This window comes from Fibrella arboris, assembly GCF_041321095.1.
Classification (GTDB): Bacteria; Bacteroidota; Bacteroidia; order Cytophagales; family Spirosomataceae; genus Fibrella; species Fibrella arboris.
This window is the reverse complement of sequence record NZ_JBGGWE010000004.1, coordinates 365,191-385,733: the sequence shown is the minus strand read 5'-3', so window position 1 is coordinate 385,733 and position 20,543 is coordinate 365,191. Positions and strand designations below refer to the sequence as shown.

Here is a 20,543-nt window from a genome sequence, read left to right as displayed (position 1 = left end):
TTGTCTGCCTATTCACAGTGCAGTAGCAAAAACATTCATAATTGTACTGTGTTTCCCTATTAACCGATTTCTGTATAACCTGTCGAAATGTCTGAAAACAACAACAATAAAAATCCACTGCCCCGGTTGCCCCGCAAACCGAATTTCCAGGGCTGGATTGTGGTTCTGCTGATTGCCGCCATCTTAGGCATCGCGTTCCTAAGCAAAAGCACATCGGTCCGCCCCACATCAGCCCGGCAGTTTGAGCGGATGGCCCGTAACAATGACGTTCAGAAAGTTGTCGTGGTCAACGACAAGTACGCTGAAGTAACGCTTACCCAACAAGCCCTGCAAAAGCCTGAATACCGTGGGCTGAATGGCGAGAAACCCTACTTTGGTGGTGGCGCCGGTCCACATTACCAATTCGAGGTCCCTTCCGCTGAATCGCTGAAACGCGATCTGGAACGCATTGAAAAGGATAAGCCCGATAACCAGCGGATCGACTATAACGTTGAAACCCGCACAGACTTTGCCAGTCAATTGGCTACTTACGGATTTTTTATCGCCATGATCCTGGCCATGTACTTCATTCTGGGGCGCATGTCGGGCGGCGGCGGTCCCGGCGGTCAGATCTTCAACATTGGCAAATCGAAAGCTGCGCTCTTCGATGCAGACAACAAGGTGAAAATCACCTTCAATGATGTAGCCGGCCTCGACGAAGCCAAAGAGGAGATCAAAGAAATTGTTGACTACCTCAAAAACCCGTCGAAGTTCACAAAGCTGGGTGCCAAGATTCCGAAAGGGGCGTTGCTGATTGGTCCTCCGGGTACTGGTAAAACGCTGTTGGCTAAAGCCGTTGCCGGTGAAGCGGGCGTACCATTCTTCTCATTGTCGGGCTCTGATTTCGTGGAGATGTTTGTGGGCGTGGGTGCCGCACGGGTACGTGACCTGTTCAAGCAGGCTAAAGAAAAAGCGCCCTGTATCATTTTTATCGATGAGATTGATGCCGTTGGCCGTTCGCGTGGTCGCGGATCGATGCCCGGTGCCAACGATGAGCGCGAGAATACGCTGAACTCACTGCTGGTAGAAATGGACGGCTTTGCCACCGATTCAGGTATCATTATTCTGGCGGCAACCAACCGCCCAGACGTACTTGACTCGGCTCTGCAACGCCCTGGCCGTTTCGACCGTCAGATCAGCATCGACAAGCCGGATATCATCGGCCGCGAAGCCATCTTTAGAGTACACCTAAAGCCCATCAAACTGGCGCCCGATGTGGAGCCTAAAGAATTGGCGGCTCAGACGCCTGGTTTTGCCGGCGCCGAAATTGCCAACGTTTGCAACGAAGCTGCCTTGATTGCCGCCCGACGCGACAAGGAATCGGTCGACATGAACGATTTTCAGGATGCGATGGACCGGGTAATTGGTGGTCTTGAGAAGAAGAACAAGCTGATTTCGCCCGAAGAGAAAGAGATCGTGGCCTACCACGAAGCTGGTCACGCACTGGCTGGCTGGTTCCTCGAATTTGCCGATCCGCTGGTAAAAGTGTCTATTGTTCCGCGTGGCGTAGCGGCGCTGGGGTATGCGCAGTACCTGCCTCGTGAGCAGTATCTGTACCGGACCGAGCAGCTCATGGACGAGATGTGCATGGCGTTGGGTGGCCGGGCTGCTGAAGATCTGGTCTTTGACAAGATCTCGACGGGTGCCCTAAGCGATCTGGAGCGGATCACCAAGCTGGCCTACAGCATGGTGACGATGTACGGCATGAATGACAAGATTGGTAACGTGTCGTTCTACGACTCGAAGCAGTCGGAATATTCGTTCAACAAACCCTACTCGGAAGAAACGTCGCGCCAGATTGACGAAGAGGTGCGGAAGATCATCGAAGGTGCCTACGAACGCACGAAAACGATGCTGGCCGATCACCGCGAGGCATTGGAAATCATTGCGCAGGAACTGTTGAAGAAAGAGATTCTGTATCAGGACGATCTGGTTCGTTTGATTGGCAAGCGGCCCTTCGAGCGCGATACCGTGTATCAGGCGTACAAAAAGCGGGGTATTGCGGAAGAGGTTAAAGAAGAAATAGGTACTGAATCGGTTCCCGATGCCATTAAACCTCAGGAAACGCTGGAGGGAATTTAACTAACGTACCTGAGCCTACACAAAAAAGGCCCAACCTTGCTGGTTGGGCCTTTTTTGTGTAGGCTCAGGTACGTTAAAATTTGGAGACAAGATGTATAACTCAAAAATTCCCCGCCAGTGCTGGTGAGGAATTTTTGAGTTAAGCTCATTCGCAGGTACGTTACCGGTTCATCGAGATCAGGAATTCTTCGTTGTTCCGGGTGCCGCGCATCCGGTCGAGGAGGAAGTCCATCGATTCAACGGGGTTCATGTCTGACATGTGCTTGCGGAGAATCCAGACGCGTTGTAGCGTTTCGCGGTCGAGCAGCAGGTCTTCTTTCCGGGTGCCCGATGCCATCACGTCAACGGCCGGGTATACCCGCTTGTTGGCCAGGCGACGGTCTAGCTGGAGTTCCATGTTGCCAGTGCCTTTGAATTCCTCAAAGATCACTTCATCCATTTTTGATCCGGTATCGATCAGGGCGGTGGCGATGATTGTCAGCGAACCGCCGTGCTCTACGTTACGCGCCGCCCCGAAAAACCGCTTGGGTTTGTGCAGCGCATTGGCATCAACACCACCCGACAGAATCTTGCCCGACGAAGGCACCACTGTATTGTAGGCACGTGCCAGGCGGGTGATCGAGTCGAGTAGAATGACTACATCGTGACCACACTCAACCATCCGCTTTGCTTTCTCGAGCACCATGCTCGCTACTTTCACATGACGGTCGGCCTGCTCGTCGAAGGTTGATGAAATGACTTCAGCGTTTACGCTGCGGGCCATATCCGTTACTTCTTCCGGACGTTCGTCGATCAGCAGGATCAGCAGGTACACTTCGGGGTGGTTCTTCGTGATCGCGTTGGCAATCTCTTTTAGCAAGACCGTTTTACCCGTTTTAGGCTGGGCCACGATCATACCACGCTGCCCTTTACCAATAGGGGCGAAGAGGTCGAGCACCCGAGTCGAGAACTGATCGGGGCGGGTGCTGAGTTTGAGTTGCTCTTCGGGGAAGAGAGGGGTCAGGTATTCAAACGGAATCCGGTCGCGGATCTCTTCGGTCGTTTTTCCGTTTACCGTCGTAACCTTAAGCAGGGCAAAATACTTCTCGCCTTCTTTGGGCGGCCGGATCGATCCGTTAATGGTATCGCCGGTTTTCAGGCCAAACAGCTTGATCTGCGACGGCGATACGTAAATATCATCGGGGCTGGCCAGGTAGTTGTAGTCAGCCGACCGCATGAAACCGTAGCCGCCATCCGACATGATTTCCAGCACACCTTCGTTGTCGATGATGCCATCGAACTCACGAACGTGCTGATTGTATTGCCGCCGAATGCGGTTCGAGTATTCGGTTTGTTCGCGAGTAGGTTGGGGCGACTGGGTACGTTGGCCATCCTGACCTGCTCCCTCATTATCGGGCTGTTGCTCCTCTGCCACTGGCTGCACCTGATCTGTCTGCTCAGGTGCGTCGGCAAGGCCAGGCGTTTCGTCTGAGATAACCGTTGGGGTCAGAAATTCCTCGTCGGGTTCCTGTTGGAAATTGGTAGCGTTCTCATCACGAACAGCAGGCCGACGGTTTTGTACGGGTTGCTGGAAGGAGGGAGCTGACGGGTTCGTGTTCTGACTGCGATACGAATCACGTAGTTCGCGGCGGGTCAGGTTACGGGCATCCTGATCGGGCCGACCAGGACGTTGTTGATTACCAAACCGATCATTACGTTGTTGAGGCTGATTCCCCTGTTGTCGATCTTGTCGGTTAGTATCGTACCGGGATCCATCTGGCCTTGCTGAGTCAGGGCGGCCATACCCATTTCCATTATCACGCGGGCGGTCTGATTGATTGCGCCGATCATCGAGCCGTTGCCGGGAATCGTCGCGCCGTGGCGTATCTCCCTGTTCCGGGCGACCCTGTTCCGGGCGGTTTCTATTCAGCTGATCAGGACGATTCTGATCTTGCCGGCCCGGGCGGGTAGCGTCTGTCCGATAATTGTCTGACTGGTTGCGCCGGTCATCCTGCCTGCCCTGACGATTCTCGACCTGGCGATGGCCATCCATGCGCTGGCGTGGTTCACGACGCTGCTCCTGGCTGTTTTCTGACTGCTCCGAGGCCTCAGTTGGCTCGGTAGACTGGGCAGGCTGAACGCTGACGGGAGTCTCTGCAATAGCTTCAGGAAGTGGAACAGCTACTGCTTGTTCCGTAGCCGTAGCAGGCTCTGGGGCCGCTGCTGCTACCGATTCAGTGGTAGTACGCTTGGTTCGCTGCTGGCGCGGCCTGGCGACCGGAGCCTGTTCTACGGGCGTCTCTGCCGAAGGTGTTGGGGCAACGTCAACGTTGATAGTATCATTGGGTACTGCGTCGGGCTGGGTTTTTCGGCCACGTGCCGCACGCTTAGGGGCTACATTTGCCGCCGCGGCTGTATCTGCTGTTGCCGACGAGTCATCGCCGGGTTGCCGTGATTGTTGATCCAAAATTTTATAAACTAGGTCTTTTTTAGGGTACTTGGTGGCGTCGGTAATACCGAACTGATCGGCAAGGCCACGTAACTCTGTAACGAGTTTGGACGTTAAATCGTCAATAGTATACATAGGTAGGGGTTAGCGCAGACTGCTGTCGGAGAGCGAAGTGAGCACGCACAGGGAGAATTGGGAAAGTGGCCGTTGAGACCAGCTAACAGATGATGTACGCTGAAGGATATACGACAGGAACTAGAGAATAAGCTGGCCGGGACGACCTCGCCCGGTACGATGCTCGGACGGCACAATCTGCAACGGGAACGTATTGGTTTGCAGGCTATAAACGGGGGGCAGAATTGACCATCAGCGCCCCTGAATCATAGGTGTACAAATATAAAACAATCCCTTAGATTAATTACGTAACACAAAAAAAGTGAAAAGGTTTCCATTAGCCAACGGGCCAGTCTTCGCATAGAGCAGGTACGTTGTTAGCCACAAAGGCCCAAAAATGGAAAAGCGCAGGTTAATAAACCTACGCCTTTCCGAACTTACCTCACAACACAAGGTCTTATTTGACGGCCAAAATCTTAAATTCAGTCCGTCGGTTTTGCTGGTGTTCACTTTCGGCGCAGTCTACGCCGTCGGTACAGCCATTTACAATTTCACTTTCACCGTAGCCGCGTGCCGTTAGCCGGCTTGGGCTGATACCGCGTGACGCGATATAGTCAACCGCCGCCCGTGCCCGGCTTTCTGACAAACGCATGTTATACGCATCGCCTGACCGGGCATCGGTATGCGACCGTAATTCGATTTTCATGGTTGGATATTCCTTCAGAATAGCCACTACATGATCAAGCTCACGGGCTGCGTCGGGGCGAATAAAGAACTTGTTCAGGTCATAGTAGATATTCTTGAGCTGGAACACATCGCCTTCACCATACAGGCCCAGTGAGTCTATCTGGGTACGTTGCGTTTTCTTGCCTTTCATAACTTTGCTCTGGGTACGTTTTGTGGCGTACTTGTCTTTCTGAGCTGTGATCGTGAACGGTGCGTTGGGCTTAACATCAAATTCATACCCACCGTCGGGGCCAGTCACGACCGTTTTTTCCGACTTGTCTTTCTCGTTACGCAGGGTAACTTTCACACCCTCGGCCGGTTTCTGATTGACCTCTGTTTTAATCACACCACGGACAATCGTATTCTCGCTTTTCTCCAGATAAATCGACACGTTCATCTGTGGTTTGTTCGATTGGGTCAACGTCGAGAAGCGAATGCTGTTTGGCGCGTAACCTTCTTTGACCGCTTTAAATTCGTACTCTGTGTTCACATCGAGGCATAGGTCTGTTTTGCCGTCGTTGTTGGTTACCTTTAAATCCTGGTTGGTGCCATTCCGAACAATACGTACATCGGCGGCATTGAGCGGGGCTCCACTCTTGGCGTCGAACACAAGGATGTTGAGTTGCTTACATGACCGGCGGAACGAATAAATGTCGTCGTCGCTGATGCCTTTACGACGGTTGCTGCTGAAATAACCAGAGGTACGTCCCTTGTCAGTAATCAGGCCAAAATCATCTTTTTCTGAGTTGATCGGGTAACCAACATTCTGCACATCACGGAAGGGAACGCCATCTTTCATCTCGGCGTAGAAGACATCGAGTCCTCCCAGGCCGGCATGTCCATCCGAGGCGAAATATAGGTTACCTGCTGAATCAACGTAAGGAAACATTTCGTTGCCTTCCGTATTGATCTCTTTGCCCATATTGACGGGCGTACCCCACTCGCCGTTCCTGAACTCGACAACATACAGATCGGTGCCGCCATAGCCACCTGGCATGTCAGACACGAAATAAAGCCGTTGATCGTCGGGGGCAAAGGCTGGGTGACCTACTGAATATTCGCTGCTGTTGAACGGTAGTTCAGCAACGTCGTGCCATTTGTTGCCCCGAAAAACGGCCGAATACAGTTTTAGTTTCCGTACGCCATCGCTGCTCTTCGCTGATTTGCCTTTGCTGCCATTGTTACGGGTAAAGACAATGAAGTTCTGGTCCTGTGTAAAGGTGACCGGCCCTTCATGGTATTTTGTGTTCAGTGTGCGGCTAAACTTTTCTGATTTTGAGATCGGCTTGTTTTCTGCTTCAATCTCTACAGACTGATCAGCCGCAGGGCCTCCACCACCTAAAACAGCCGTACCGGCTGGTCGCGCCACTGGGTCGAAGCCAGGAATGCGAAGCTGGTTCGTGTCGGGAAAAGAATAGAGATCCAGAAAAGGTGTCTGGTTCCAGGAGAAAACACGCTTGATAGCTCCCCCTTCATCGCGTGATGACACGAATACCAGCCCCTTTTTGTAATACATCGGGCTGAAGTCGGCTTGCCGGGAGTTTATCGGTAAATTCTGAATGCGATAGGACGAGGAGTCGAGGTAAAAGCGACTTAAGTCCATGTAAGTAATTGTACCGGTTCGGCCACGTAGATCATTACTTTGCCGTTGACCGTACTGGCTATACATTTTCTGAGCTTCCCGGCTTTTGCCGTTCGAAGCGAGCGCCTGGGCATAATACAAGTAAATCTCACTTTCCAGATCAGGGTAACTCGCAATCAGTTCGCCATAGACGCGCTCAGCGTTGCGCGTATCCTGGAGTTTACGGTAACTGAAACCAAGCTTGGTCATTGCTTCCCGGGTTTCGGTAGCGTCGCCTGGTTTACTACGTAAAAACTCTTCATACATACGCACCGCCGCCAGGTAGCTGTAGTTATCATACTGCTTGTTAGCGGCTTTAAGTCGCCCACTTTGTGCATGCAGCGTCAGCGACGTTATCAGCAGCCCCGCTATGAGTAGCAGAACCCGTGTTGATCGGTTCATGAGGTAATCTGTTTAAAAAAACTATGGGTTTCCCTGATCATTAGTAACAAAATAAGTGCCAAACTGAATAAATAGAAGCGGTGGCACTGTAAACAAGTCGTAGTTTTCATTGTCCTGTATAATTTACTGCCCGACCGATTGCCAGTGTAAAATAATAAGTTGGCTAGTGGCTTGTGTCAGTCTGGCGACGTTCGACAGACGCAAACCCAGTACCCAAATGAGACGGCCGTTGCTTTCCAGTACCCAGGTACTTTCCCTCTGGTGGATGGGTAATTTATTGTCGGCCAGAAAATCACTAACTAACCGCGAGCCAGTCATGCCAAGCGGATTGAAGCGGTCGCCGTTTTGCCAACGCCGTATTGTCCAGGGAAAAGGAGCTGCATCCGTATCCAGAAAAGCCATAGACGTACTGGTTGGCCACTGACCATCCCATTGGTCTCGCCCTAAACGACCAACGGATAAATAACCATCTGTTCCTACTGCGATAGGCGTTTCAGGCCAATCCAGGATCTCCACGGGCAAACGACTATCCGCGTGTCGAGGGAGTAACCAAAGTTTACCCCGATCGTATAATAACCGATGCGAAGGGGCAAGAAACACTTGCCCTGTTCGATCAGGTACGTTGCCAGCCTGGTTGACCACTTGCCAGCACTGAGCCAGCACATCAGTTGTAAAACCGTAAGGCTTTACCCATTCGCCCAGTCGAAAAAGCGGTTCTGGATACTCCTTCAGCTTGGCAACGTCAATAACAAACCCCTCGTCGACAGGCTGTGTACAGTGGGTAAATGAGGTATGAAGCTCGTGCTTAAGTATCGTGTCAGCCGAGCGAAGCTGGCTTAACGAACGTGACACGGTTTGCATCAGGCCCGGATTGAGCCGTTCCAGCACGGGCACGACATGATGGCGAATTTGATTACGGCTGTACTTATCGGAGCTGTTGGACGAATCTTCCCGCCAGTTCAACAGATACGCCTGAGCATAGGCCTCAATGGAAGCTCGTGGCATTGCCCAAAGCGGCCTGACTACGCGTGGCCAGGTTGACGTTAGATCTGAGTGGATGGGCATACCCCGCAAACCAGCCAGGCCGGTGCCGCGCGTCAGGTTTAGTAACATGGTTTCCAGTACGTCGTTCAGGTGATGCGCTGTCGCAACGGCCAGGTATCCATGCTGTAGCTGCAGTTGCCGAAACCAGTCGTAACGTAACCGACGGGCGGTCACCTGCGTTGATTCATTTTGTTGAGAGGCCTCGGCAATCGTATCGAAGCGGGTCAGGTGGAACGGAACCCCGTAGGAAAGGGCTATGTTTTCAACAAAGGCTGCGTCGGCATCAGAATCTGTGCCGCGCAGACCGAAGTTGACATGAGCGATGCCAAATGAAAAGCCGCCCGCTTTCAGCAACGAAGCCAGGACCACAGAATCTACGCCTCCACTGACGGCCACAAGCACCTTGTCAGCCGAAGTAAAGAGCTGGTGTTCGTTAATAAAAGCTAAAAAGCCGTCGGGTAGCACGTAGGTACGTTAGATTTGCAGGCTGAATGGTACATGAACTTGACTAGACAAAAATATATTCTTTCGCGGCCATTAGCCTCTTTTTTCAGCTGCTTTACCGTACTATTCCTGTTGGGTACGTCGGCTTTTGCACAGGTTGGCCGGCCAGCGACCCCAGGTACGTCGTCAGGAGGTACCGAACAGGTACGGATTCTGAACGCTGACACGCTGGATGTCAGCCAGGTGCCTGGTAGTGCCACTCGCCGACTGATTGGGAACGTCCGCCTTAGTCACAAAGGCGCGTTAATGTTCTGCGATTTGGCTATCCAGAATGCGACCGCCAATGTGGTGGAGGCTTACGGGAACGTACGAATCCTGCAGGGCGACACGATCACCGTAAAGGGTGACACCATGTACTACTATGGCAACACACGTTCATCAACGTTGTTGCACCGGGTATCGCTGCGCGACACGAAAATGACCCTGACCACTTCGCGCCTCGACTACGACATGGCCAATGGCATAGCGCACTACCCGAACAAAGGTCGGATTGTCGATAAAGACAATGTTTTAACCAGCGACGAAGGGTATTATGACACGCGCTTCAAACAGTTCACCTTTATCCGAAATGTGAAGCTGGTCAATCCCAAAACCACGCTCACCGCCGATTCATTGTTGTATAACAGCGCTACAAAGATTGCCACGTTTCAGGGACCCACTAAGATCGTGAATAAAGACGGTACGCTGGTAGCCAAGGAAGGAACCTACAATACCGTGACCCGTATTTCTAATTTCCGAAAACGAGCTACTGCATACACCGAAAAATACACACTTACCGGCGATACCCTCGATTTTGACAACCAGACTGAAATAGGTATAGCCAAAGGGAATGTCGTACTGGTTGGAAAAGAAAATAATACGATCATCACCGGCGATCAGGGACGGTACAATGGGAAGGTCGGTATTTCACGGGTGACAGGAAATGCGGTCGTGCGTTCGCTGGTGAGTAAAGACACGTTGTACATGCGGGCCGACACGCTTTTTTCGTACGATACACCGAGCGGTAGCACCGAGAAACGACCCCGAAAACTAGTTGGTCAGAAAAATGTGCTGGTCTATAAATCTGACCTGCAAAGCCGCTGCGATTCGCTGGTCTATGCCGTTTCCGATTCTACGATTTTCTTTTACAAAAAGCCGATCGTCTGGAGTCAGGCCTATCAGATGGAAGCCGACACACTAACGGCTAAACTGAAAAATAATCGAATCAACACCATGCTGTTGCGCGGGCGATCTTTTGTTATCTCGCAGGATTCCCTGCAATATTTCAACCAGATAAAAGGCCGGTCTATCACTGCCTCGTTCAAAAATGTGCTTGATACGATCCGGCCCAAACCCGTAGCTACAGCCCGTCTGCGCGGCAAAACAACGCGTACAGCCCCGACCAAAGTGACCATCCCGCCCCAGACAACGACAGCTGTAGCCGGGCCAATCAAAGTAGAAGATAAAACAGAATTGAATAGAGTTGTGGTTGAGGGCAACGGTCAGAGCATTTATTACGTAGTAGATGAAAAGAACGTCTTTACGGGAATGAATCGGGTCGACTGTAGCAAAATGACGATCGATTTCAAAAAAGGAAGAGTGGGGAATATTCGCTTCTATGGTAGTCCGGATGGGGCGTTAACGCCCCCTAAATTGCTTACTGAAGAGAAGAAAAAACTGGACGGATTTCGCTGGCGAGTGAGTGAAAAACCAACAAAAGAGCAAGTGATTGGCACGTCTGTAGGGCCAGCAAATAAATCTTTATTACCCCAGCAGGCAACGGTAACGGCCCCCACTGCATCTACAGCGACAAAACCACCAATTTTGTCGACCGGTGCTAATTCACCATTGGATAAAAGCGGCATTAAATTTGACGCTAATTTTAAACCATTGGTTAACAAACCGGGTCAGAAGAAGTAAATCGCAGTGTAATTAACAATTTTTTACTTTTTATCACGTTGACTTTGTCTTTTTGCTTACTTACGTTTGTGTCAGATAAAGCTAATGCATTGATTTTCAGGAATGGGAGATTCTTTACGTTTATATGGGTGTTTAATCGGCCTACTGTTGGCTACTTCCGTGAGGGCACAAGTGCCCGGACGGAGTCGGCTTGAGCTGGGCAGAAAAAATACCCCGACGGCAGTTGCCAGTAGCAAACCCCAACGTGTATTGCTACCGTTGTCGCGTCCTATGTCGACGATGGATTATTTATTTTCTCAGGGTAAAAACTCGGCCATGCGGGACTACTATCGGTCCTTGCTAATTGCCACGCCAACGGCGACGACCAAAGCGCCTGCCAGCCGCCCATCAGGAGCCGCCGAAGGAATTGTATCGGGCGCTATAAGCGAACGATCATCAGAAGAAGCCGTTCATATCGACGAGCGCATGTATAGTAGCGATCGGCTAACGGTGTCGAATATCTACCCAAACCCGGCGCACGACGTGGCTGAAATAGATTACGTGATGAACAATACTGTTGGTAATGCGTCGATCACGTTATTGAACATCCTCGGCGCCCCTGTGGCAGAGTATACCCTGGATCGTAATGAACGCAAGGTTCGGTTGCAGACCCGTGACCTGCCTACCGGTTATTATTTCTACCAGCTTTCCATCGAGGGTGTAAAGGTGGCGACCAAAAAATTGCTCGTCAAACATCAATAAGCGGTTATCTTGTTAAGGATTGTTAAGTCGCCGGTACTGGCGCACCAGATTGGCTACCTCTTCGTTGAAAGGGTGTAGCCATTATTTTTTGTATATTTGCGACCTTATGCGAAACCGTCGTTTTTTTATCCTGATTGTTAGCCTCTTCGTGCTCGGTTTATCGGCGTGTAGCGACTTTGCTAAACTACAGAAGAGTGGTACCGATGATCAGAAGTACAAGGCTGCCCTGAAGTACTACGAAAAGAAGGACTGGTACCGGGCAGGTTTATTATTTGAGGAAATTATTCCTAAACTAAAAGGTAGTTCAGAACAGGAGATTTCGCAGTTCAATTACGCCTATACGCAGTACAACCAGTCATTGTATGAGCCTGCTGCTCAGCTTTTTAAGCGTTTTTATGAAACGTTTGCCCGCAGCGAGTTCGCACCAGATGCAATGTATATGTATGCGCTCTCGCTGTATAAAGCGACACCTGGTTTCAATCTGGATCAGTCGAACACCATTACGGCGATGTCGGCTCTACAGGACTTTGTCAATACGAACCCAGACAGCGAGCATGTAAAAGACTGTACGGAATTGATTCTGAACCTACGGAAGAAACTGGAAAGAAAGGCATACGAACGAGCCAAACAATACTATAAAGTAAGTGGCTTCAGTATTGCTAACTACAAATCGTCGGTTGTATCGATCAACAATTTTCAGCGGGAATTCCCTGATTCAGAATACAACGAAGAACTGGCCTTTCTCAAAGTAGACGCGGAGTATAATCTGGCTAAAAACTCGCTGGATACCAAGCAGAAGGAACGTTTTCAGGAAGCAGTGGCGTTTTACAAGTCGTTTCAGGAAAAATATCCTTCGAGCAAGTATCTAAAGCAGGCCGAAAAGATGCTTGAAGGCAGCATGAAAGAGCTGGATCGCATTGCCAAAGAAGAAAAAGCGCGCGAAGAACTTAAAAAGCAATTACAGCCGAATCCCAACGCCCCGGCGAAAGTAACCTCGGCAAACAAATAAACACTATGGCATCAAATCCGTCAATTATCACACGCGATACCGACAAAATTGCGGCAATGACAGGCAATCTATACGAGTCGGTTTCGATCATCTCGAAGCGGGCGCGTCAGATCTCGACCAAGAACAAAGAGGAGCTAAGCAACAAACTGTCGGAGTTCGTTTCGGCCGTTGATAATCTTGAAGAGGTGTTTGAGAACCGCGAGCAGATCGAAATCTCGAAGTTCTATGAGCGAATGCCTAAGCCTACTACGTTGGCAACCGACGAGTTTTTGGCTGGTAAAGTTTATTTCCGGTATCCAGAAGAAGGCGAAGAGAAATAGCCTGCCCGTTTAACACCTTATCCCACGTGAGGGAGCAAAGGCACGGAGTTTGCACAAACTCTGTACATCTTTGTGCTTCACGTGGGATTTTTGCTGCCTATGGAACCCCTGCGAGGTAAACGAATTATTCTGGGTGTGTCTGGTAGTATCGCTGCCTACAAGGCAGCGATACTGATTCGCCTGTTGGTGAAAACAGGGGCCGAGGTGCAGGTGATCATGACCGAGTCGGCCAAGACATTCATTACGCCCTTGACGCTGGCTACACTGTCTAAGCGACCGGCGCTTTCGACCTTCGTGGCCGATGCGAACGACGTCTGGAACAACCACGTCGACCTGGGTCTTTGGGCTGATGCGCTCGTCATTGCGCCAGCCTCGGCCCGGACATTGGCCCGTTGCGCCACCGCCCTCTGCGACGATTTACTGTCGGCAACGTACCTGTCGGCGAAGTGCCCGGTGTTTATCGCGCCAGCCATGGACCTGGATATGTATCAACACCCCGCCACGCTTGAGAATTTGGCCAGATTGAAGCGTTTTGGCAACCACATCATCCGGGCCGAACATGGCGAACTGGCGAGTGGGCTGGTAGGCGAGGGGCGACTGGCTGAGCCAGAAACGATCGTGCAGATTCTGGAACGGTATTTTAGTCGGCAGGAAGCAGTGACAGGTAAGCAGGTGCTCATCACCGCCGGCCCCACCCAGGAAGCGATCGATCCGGTCCGGTACATTAGCAATCATTCGACCGGCAAGATGGGTTTTGCGTTGGCTCGCGCTTTTGCGCTGGCGGGTGCCCAGGTTACGCTCGTCTGCGGGCCAACGTACCTGAAAACGCCTGAACCGACTATACAGCGAATCGATGTGCGCTCTGCGCAGGAGATGTTTGAAGCCGCTTCGGCTGCGTTTGCTGAGGCTGATATAACCATTCTAAACGCGGCGGTGGCAGATTACACACCGGCTTATCCGGCGCTGGAAAAGATAAAAAAGAAAGAGGCCCAGTTTACTGTTGAGCTCACTAAAACCGTTGATATTGCCGCTACACTGGGGGCGAAAAAGCGCGCTGACCAGTTGTTAATGGGTTTCGCGCTGGAGACGAACAATGAGCTGGAAAATGCGTTGAGCAAGCTCCATCGTAAGAATTTAGACTGGATTGTCCTGAATTCGTTACGGGATTCGGGCGCCGGTTTTGGGCACGACACTAACAAAATAACCGTTATGGATAGGCAGGAAGTCGTTACCGAATTTAGCTTAAAATCGAAGGACGAAGTAGCTGCCGACCTGCTATCGATCATCACACAAAACCTGTAAGTCAATGCGCTGGGGTAAGATACGTATGTTGTTGTTAATCAGTTTGTTGACTGGGTCAATTGGCCGCCTACAGGCTCAGGAGCTGAACTGTACGGTTACGTTAAACACCGATCAGCTGGCGGCTGCCCAAAAGACGGATCTGACTTATTTCAACCAGTTGAGAAGTGTTATTTCTGAGTTTATCAATAACCGACGCTGGTCGACCGATCAGTTTGCAGCGGCCGAAAAGATCAACTGCACGCTGACGATCAACCTTATTCAATCAACGGCGGTTGGGGTGTTTAAAGGGAACGCTCAGTTAAGCGTATCTCGTCCGGTGTATGGTACCAATTACCAGACCACAACGTTGAGTTTCGTTGACCGCAATTTTGATTTCAGCTGGCTTCCATCCCAGCCGTTCTTCTACCGGGAAAATCAGTATTCTGACGAACTGACCCAGGCGCTGGCTTTTTATGCCAATGTGATCCTGGCTGTCGACTACGATTCCTTTTCCCGCCAAGGCGGGAACGTGTATATTCAACGGGCGTTTCAGATTGTGAACGTTGCACAAACGGTGTCGGATAACGGAGCCTGGTCGGCGCAGGACAACAGCCGCCGCAATCGGTACTGGCTAGTCGAAAACCTTCAAAATCAGCAAGTAATCCCGTTCCGAGACGGCTTCTATACCTATCATCGGCTTGGCCTCGACGCCTTTGCCAGTAATCCCGTTCAAGTTCGGAAATACACCATGGATTTGCTGACGAGCATCCGGCAGATTACCTTGCAGAAGCCCGGCGCCGTCTTGCTCAACTCCTTCTTCGATGCCAAATCGGATGAGCTACTGAACATTATGGCCGAGGGGACTCGTGATGAACGTAAGCGAGCGTTCGACTTACTCTCATTTTTAGATCCCGGGAAAACAGAGAATTACAGGAGACTGTTGAATTGATGTTTACTGTTTACCGTTTACTGTCTTCTGTTGCGCTGCTGCCTCACAGTGCTTACTTGGAACGGAACACCAGAAGACGGAAAACTGCAGACTAATTTCGCCAACTTTTTTATCCCGGCTGATTGTTTCTTATTTCGTATGCTATCGCACTTATTGATTAAGAATTACGCGCTGATTGACCAACTGGAAATGGCACCTGATCACGCCCTGAACATAATTACGGGCGAAACAGGGGCGGGTAAATCCATTATGCTGGGCGCTATCGGATTGCTTTTAGGCAATCGGGCCGATACTCGCGTTCTTTATGACCCTTCGGTAAAATGTATCATCGAGGGGTCGTTTGATGTGGCTGGGTACGTTATCGAAACCATTTTTGAGGAGGAAGAACTTGATTTTGCGCCTACGTGCATCGTGCGGCGTGAGATCAGCCCGGCTGGAAAATCACGGGCCTTCGTGAACGACACTCCGGTGAACCTCGAGACCATGCGCCGCGTGACCAGTCAGCTCATGGATATCCATTCGCAACATGATTCAGTATTGCTGGGCTCGAATGAGTACCAACTGCAAATTGTGGACACCTACGCGCAGGACGACGATCGGTTAAGGGCTTACCGCGCCGATTATCAGACATATCGTGAGCGGCAAACGGTGTACGATCATCTGCTGAATGAAGCCGGCGCTATGCGGCGTGAATTCGACTATAATAATTTCCTGTACGAAGAGCTGGCCAAAGCCAATCTGCAAGCCGACGAACAGGATACATTGGAGCAGGAGCTGAACGTGCTTGAGAATGCGGGAGAAATAAAAGAACGATTACTGCTTGCCTCTGAGTACCTGGATAATCCCGAACAGTCGGTAGTCGCGTTGCTGAAAAGCGCCGTTGGCTGCCTGAACCAGATAACGAAAGTAGCTGATACGTACCGGCCGCTACACGAGCGGGCGCAAAGTGCGCTGATTGAGCTACGAGATCTGGCCGATGAGATCAACACGGAACAGGAGGCAGTAGAGATGGACGATACGCGTACCGATGCGGTACGTGAGCGACTAAACCTGCTCTATCAGCTCCAGACCAAACACCAGGCTAAAGACGTAGGTACGTTGATTGCCTTACGGAATGAATTGGAGCAGAAAGTAAGCAAGGTGTTGAACCTTGACGAGGAAATTGAGAAAGCGAAGGCGAAGGCCGAGGCTGCTCAGAAGAAAATGAACGTTAGCGCCGAAGCGCTCTCCAAAGCACGCTTGGCCGTTTTAAAGCCAATCGAAAAAGAGATCAAGGGGCTTCTGAACGACTTAGGCATGCCCAATGCTTCGTTGCAGATTCAAGCCGAGCGCGGTCGGCCTACACCGACGGGCATCGACACGGTGTCGTTTCAGTTCAGTGCCAACAAGGGAGTTAAACCGCAGCAGCTTAAAAACGTAGCATCGGGTGGTGAGTTTTCACGGCTTATGATGGCTATTAAGTACATTCTGGCCAGTAAACGGTCGCTGCCAACGATCATTTTTGATGAGATCGACACCGGCGTTTCCGGCGAGATTGCCATTAAGATGGGGCAAATGATGCGCGACATGGCCCATACGCACCAGCTTATTTCCATCACTCACTTGCCACAGATTGCTGCTCAGGGAATGGCTCATTATTATGTGTACAAAGACCATTCGGCGGCAAAAACAGTAAGCCGGGTGCGTAAACTGTCATTTGAGGAGCGCGTTCAGGAAATTGCCCAGATGATCGGTGGTAAGTCACCGTCGCCGAGCGCCGTAAGCAGCGCCCGGGAAATTCTTGAGCAAAACGCAACCGCTTAATGATGCGCTGATTTACAGGTGTTTACTATTGATCAATCCTAAGTAGCTACATACATAACAATGAAACAGGTAATCCTGATCACTAGCCTGATAGCCACTCTGATGGCTTGTGGCACGAAAGAGAAAAGCGGTCACGAAGGCCATGATATGGCGATGGACGAGGCAAATACACCCATTGGCAAAGCTGAAAAAGAGGTCATGGATGCCCATGATGAGGTAATGCCGCGTATCGATAATATCATGAAGCTGAAAAAGGAACTGAATGGAAAACTGACCGCTTTAGATAGTATGCAGGGTACGCCCACAGAAACGGTTCGAGTCGATGAGCAAAAAGCCCAGGTACGTCTGCTGGTGCGCCGTCTCACAGAGGCAGATAGCTCAATGATGAGCTGGATGGATCAGTACAATGGCGATACCCTGAAGAAACTGCCCGAAGCCGATGCACTGCGTTATCTGGCAGAACAAAAGAAACTCATCAACGATGCAAAGTCTAAGATCAACCAGAGTATCAAGCAGGCACAGACCTACCTCAAGCAATAACCGAGTGATGCGTACGCTGATAGGCACAGTCCTGACTGGTCTGGTGATAAGCTTTACAAGCTGTACACAGTCTGAAAAGCTCCCCATTTTAGGCGAACGTCAACTCGTAACCAAGCGAATCGACGGCAAGACCGTTACTGATTCAATCGATCATACTATTCCTGATTTTAAGTTTGTCAGTCAGGATGGCGATACAGTGACGGCAGCCACACTGGCTGGTAAAATTTACGTCGCTGACTTCTTCTTTACCTCGTGCCCCACCATTTGCCCGAAGATGAAGACGCAGTTGAAACGGGTATATGAACGGTTCAACAAAAACCCTGATGTGCTGCTATTGTCGCATACAATAGACCCAGCGCACGACTCGGTACCTGTATTGAAAGAGTTTGCTACAGAGCTAGGCGTAACCGGCAAAAACTGGCTGTTCGTAACTGGCGACCGCGACAAGATCTATGATATTGGACAGAGCAGTTATATGGTGACTGCGCAGGCTGATTCATCAGCCCCTGGCGGTGTTGTCCACAGCGGTGCATTCATCCTGGTCGATAAAGCCCGCCATATCCGGGGTATTTACGATGGCACCACAGAAACAGGCGTCGATAAATTGATGGCAGATATGGACAGGCTGTTAGCCGAATACAACTAGGAGCGTCCTTTGTAGGGCCTTCGACCCCATTCACCAACTATGCCAACCCTATTAAACCAGTCATTTCTTCGCTATTGCTTTGCTATCTGTAGCGTATCTGTTGCTCTTCTTTCCTGCCAGACTGAGGAGGAAACGAAACGGCAGAAATATATTACTGAAGGGATTCTGTTGTATCGTCGAAACTGTGCGAACTGCCATCAGGCAGATGGCGCCGGACTGGCTGGGCTGTATCCGCCTCTGGCTAATTCAGATTATCTGAAAGCCAATAAAAACGCGGTAGTTTGCTCAATCCGGTATGGGCAGCAGGGGCCAATCACAGTAAATGGAAAAGTCTATAATCGGGTGATGCCACCCCAGTTGCAGCTTAGTGCGCTCGAGATAGCGGAAATCACTACCTACATTTATAGCCAGTGGGGCGGCGATCAGCGACTTGTAACGGGCAAAGAGGCCGAGGCCCTGCTGAAAAAATGTACCGGGCCGACCAACTAGTTTACGCCCTTAGAGGCCACCCTCCAGGTTAAAGACGCCGGTAGGCTTACGAATGGAATAGCGCGAAAAATCCTGGTTGGCGTCGAGCCCTAACCCATACAGCCGTTCACCAGTAAGCTGGCTCGATACAACTACCCGTTTCTCGGTAAAGACTTTCTTGGTGTTGGGGTTCCAGTTAAGCAGATTCGTCTGTAGCTTTTCCTGTTTGGCTTTGTTGATCACCACTACGTGCCCCATGACCGTGTACAGATCTTTTGCCTTGTCATATTTGCCGGAGTCTGAGCGCAAGGTCGTAACGATCTGACTACCAGTTGGATCGTAGAAGTCGACAAACACCTCGTTAGGGTATTTACGGTCATCATTTACAAAGCGTAACTGCCGCGCCGTGGTGAGCTTTACCCGCATCAGGGCGGCTTCGCTATACAACAGTTTTACGTTGTTGATTTCTTCAATTGGGCCAGTATACGGCACAGACTTAGCGGGTTTCTTGTCTTCTTCACAGGCAAACAGGGCGCACACGGTAAACGTAATGAAGAGAAACTGCCCGAAAAACCGACGAGACGAGATACGCTGCACTGAACGTTCGTTACGCATTTTCCTAATCGATTACCGACTTACGGAACCACCAGTCATTCAATGAGAAACCGACTGCTATTCTGACGTATTTCTCCCGAATCTGCGTGCCTGTCAAAACGCCCCGCTGGCCGCCAACAATGGCAAAGTTGATGTGGTTAACCGCCGCTGATCCCACGGGGAGCGACAGACCAAGGCTACCGTTTACATCTTTTAACTGTACGCCTTCGACCTGGTATGGAAGCTGGTTGTACTGGAAGCCAGCCCGGTAGGTGATGAAGTTATAGTAATGGGTGCCCGTGGGTCGAGGCGTGTATTCGACCCCGATAGAGGAGTGGAAAGCGTCGCGCAGGTTTCCCGGCTGATCGGTGATCGTTCTGAATTGACTCCACGACTGCATACCTGCTTCAATGCCTATAGCCAACTGATTGCCTTTCTCCAGGGTAATACCAAACTGAATATGCTGGGGCAGTGGTACATGACCCGATGTGTTGGAACGAAGCGTGTCGCTACCAGAAACGACAGTACCGCCACTGGCCGACACCTGCTGATAAACATCTGTTTCAGAACCGCTTAAGTTTGACGAGGGCGCAAAGGTGGCACCTATATTCAGGGCATAGTCCTTTCCGAGTGTTGGTCGCCAGGCGGCCCCTAAATTCCAGACGATATCACTGTAGTTCACCCGGTTCACCCTGGATGTGATCAGGTCAGATGATGAATTGATCAGCACCTGTGCGTCTGAATTTGCCGCAATGTTTCCAAAAAGGAACGAGGCGTCGGCACCGAGGTAAATGTTCTTGCCAACCCGGAAACCATTACTGATCGATGCCCGGTTGATGGCTCCTTTACCGCTATAATCGTATTGCGTTTCGTAGATGGTTCCGGCTATCTTACCGTACGTCCGGGTCTTGTAGTCTACATAACTGTAGGGGCGAAGACTGATCGACGTGTTCCAGCGCGGAGATAGGGGAAACGACAGGGCCAGGTAGCTAAGGTTAGCCCCAAAGTCGCGTTGAACGAGCGGTGCATTCTGCACCAGTTGACTAATGGTTTTTTGCTGGCCCAGTAAACCAATCTCAAAAATGGTGAACCGTGTACGGCGAGCCAACAGCGCCGGATTCTGACTATTGAGGTAAAAGGGACTCGCATAACTAACCCCTACGCCACCCATACCAATATTGGCAATGTTGGCAGAGGGCAAAATTTCGCCAAGCCCCAGGGCTGAATACGGGGAGTTGCCCAGGCCCTGCGCCCGTAATACTGTAGAAGGGGCCAGCAGGCAAATGCCAGCAGCCAGTAGAAATAACTTTTTCACAAAAAAACGTGTCAGATG

At 50.8% G+C, this 20,543-nt stretch carries 16 protein-coding genes; 11 read left to right on the top strand and 5 right to left on the bottom strand.

Features of this window, described 5'->3' with window-relative positions:
* The first annotated feature begins 87 nt into the window (after positions 1 to 87).
* Positions 88 to 2,121 (top strand): ATP-dependent zinc metalloprotease FtsH, encoded by a 2,034-nt coding sequence (gene ftsH, locus ACAW75_RS09210; protein ID WP_370728401.1) that lies wholly within the window; start codon positions 88 to 90, stop codon positions 2,119 to 2,121.
* A gap of 160 nt (positions 2,122 to 2,281) precedes the next feature.
* Here the strand turns inward: ftsH and rho are convergent, their stop codons facing one another.
* The 3 genes from rho to tilS all read right to left on the bottom strand — a co-directional run bounded on the left by rho (position 2,282) and on the right by tilS (position 8,921).
* Complete coding sequence (rho, locus tag ACAW75_RS09205; protein WP_370728400.1) at positions 2,282 to 4,684, bottom strand: transcription termination factor Rho; 2,403 nt, start codon at positions 4,682 to 4,684, stop codon at positions 2,282 to 2,284.
* A 436-nt stretch (positions 4,685 to 5,120) separates the two neighbouring features.
* Complete coding sequence (locus tag ACAW75_RS09200; protein WP_370728399.1) at positions 5,121 to 7,412, bottom strand: carboxypeptidase regulatory-like domain-containing protein; 2,292 nt, start codon at positions 7,410 to 7,412, stop codon at positions 5,121 to 5,123.
* A gap of 123 nt (positions 7,413 to 7,535) precedes the next feature.
* The gene (gene tilS, locus ACAW75_RS09195) at positions 7,536 to 8,921 is read right to left on the bottom strand and encodes a tRNA lysidine(34) synthetase TilS (protein ID WP_370728398.1); all 1,386 of its coding nucleotides are present in this window, start codon (positions 8,919 to 8,921) and stop codon (positions 7,536 to 7,538) included.
* 39 nt (positions 8,922 to 8,960) lie between these two features.
* Between tilS and ACAW75_RS09190 the strand changes: the two genes are divergently transcribed.
* From ACAW75_RS09190 to ACAW75_RS09145, 10 genes are all read left to right on the top strand, one after another.
* Entirely contained in the window at positions 8,961 to 10,859 is a 1,899-nt protein-coding gene (locus tag ACAW75_RS09190) for an OstA-like protein (RefSeq protein WP_370728397.1), read from the top strand.
* Between the two features lie 279 nt (positions 10,860 to 11,138).
* Complete coding sequence (locus tag ACAW75_RS09185) at positions 11,139 to 11,600, top strand: T9SS type A sorting domain-containing protein (protein ID WP_370728396.1); 462 nt, start codon at positions 11,139 to 11,141, stop codon at positions 11,598 to 11,600.
* Positions 11,601 to 11,706: 106 nt separating this feature from the next.
* Positions 11,707 to 12,609 (top strand): outer membrane protein assembly factor BamD, encoded by a 903-nt coding sequence (locus ACAW75_RS09180; RefSeq protein WP_370728395.1) that lies wholly within the window; start codon positions 11,707 to 11,709, stop codon positions 12,607 to 12,609.
* Between the two features lie 5 nt (positions 12,610 to 12,614).
* On the top strand, positions 12,615 to 12,929 hold the full coding sequence (locus ACAW75_RS09175; protein WP_207329022.1) for a DNA-directed RNA polymerase subunit omega: 315 nt from the start codon (positions 12,615 to 12,617) through the stop codon (positions 12,927 to 12,929).
* 99 nt (positions 12,930 to 13,028) lie between these two features.
* Positions 13,029 to 14,231 carry a bifunctional phosphopantothenoylcysteine decarboxylase/phosphopantothenate--cysteine ligase CoaBC gene (coaBC, locus tag ACAW75_RS09170; protein ID WP_370728394.1) on the top strand — a complete coding sequence of 401 codons (1,203 nt, stop codon included), beginning with the start codon at positions 13,029 to 13,031 and terminating at the stop codon, positions 14,229 to 14,231.
* A gap of 25 nt (positions 14,232 to 14,256) precedes the next feature.
* A complete protein-coding gene (gene porD, locus ACAW75_RS09165) occupies positions 14,257 to 15,159 on the top strand; it encodes a type IX secretion system protein PorD (RefSeq protein WP_502918600.1) in 903 nt (300 codons plus the stop codon).
* 138 nt (positions 15,160 to 15,297) lie between these two features.
* Positions 15,298 to 16,962 (top strand): DNA repair protein RecN, encoded by a 1,665-nt coding sequence (recN, locus tag ACAW75_RS09160; RefSeq protein ID WP_370728392.1) that lies wholly within the window; start codon positions 15,298 to 15,300, stop codon positions 16,960 to 16,962.
* 60 nt (positions 16,963 to 17,022) lie between these two features.
* Positions 17,023 to 17,502 carry a viral A-type inclusion protein gene (locus ACAW75_RS09155; RefSeq protein ID WP_370728391.1) on the top strand — a complete coding sequence of 160 codons (480 nt, stop codon included), beginning with the start codon at positions 17,023 to 17,025 and terminating at the stop codon, positions 17,500 to 17,502.
* A gap of 7 nt (positions 17,503 to 17,509) precedes the next feature.
* Positions 17,510 to 18,148, top strand: a complete 639-nt coding sequence (locus ACAW75_RS09150; RefSeq protein ID WP_370728390.1) for an SCO family protein — start codon at positions 17,510 to 17,512, stop codon at positions 18,146 to 18,148.
* A gap of 39 nt (positions 18,149 to 18,187) precedes the next feature.
* Entirely contained in the window at positions 18,188 to 18,637 is a 450-nt protein-coding gene (locus tag ACAW75_RS09145) for a c-type cytochrome (protein WP_370728389.1), read from the top strand.
* A gap of 9 nt (positions 18,638 to 18,646) precedes the next feature.
* Here ACAW75_RS09145 and lptC read toward each other — a convergent pair whose 3' ends face one another.
* Positions 18,647 to 19,231, bottom strand: a complete 585-nt coding sequence (gene lptC, locus ACAW75_RS09140) for an LPS export ABC transporter periplasmic protein LptC (protein WP_370728388.1) — start codon at positions 19,229 to 19,231, stop codon at positions 18,647 to 18,649.
* A 4-nt stretch (positions 19,232 to 19,235) separates the two neighbouring features.
* Entirely contained in the window at positions 19,236 to 20,525 is a 1,290-nt protein-coding gene (bamG, locus tag ACAW75_RS09135) for a BamG family beta-barrel-assembly machinery protein (protein WP_370728387.1), read from the bottom strand.
* Positions 20,526 to 20,543: the final 18 nt, after the last annotated feature.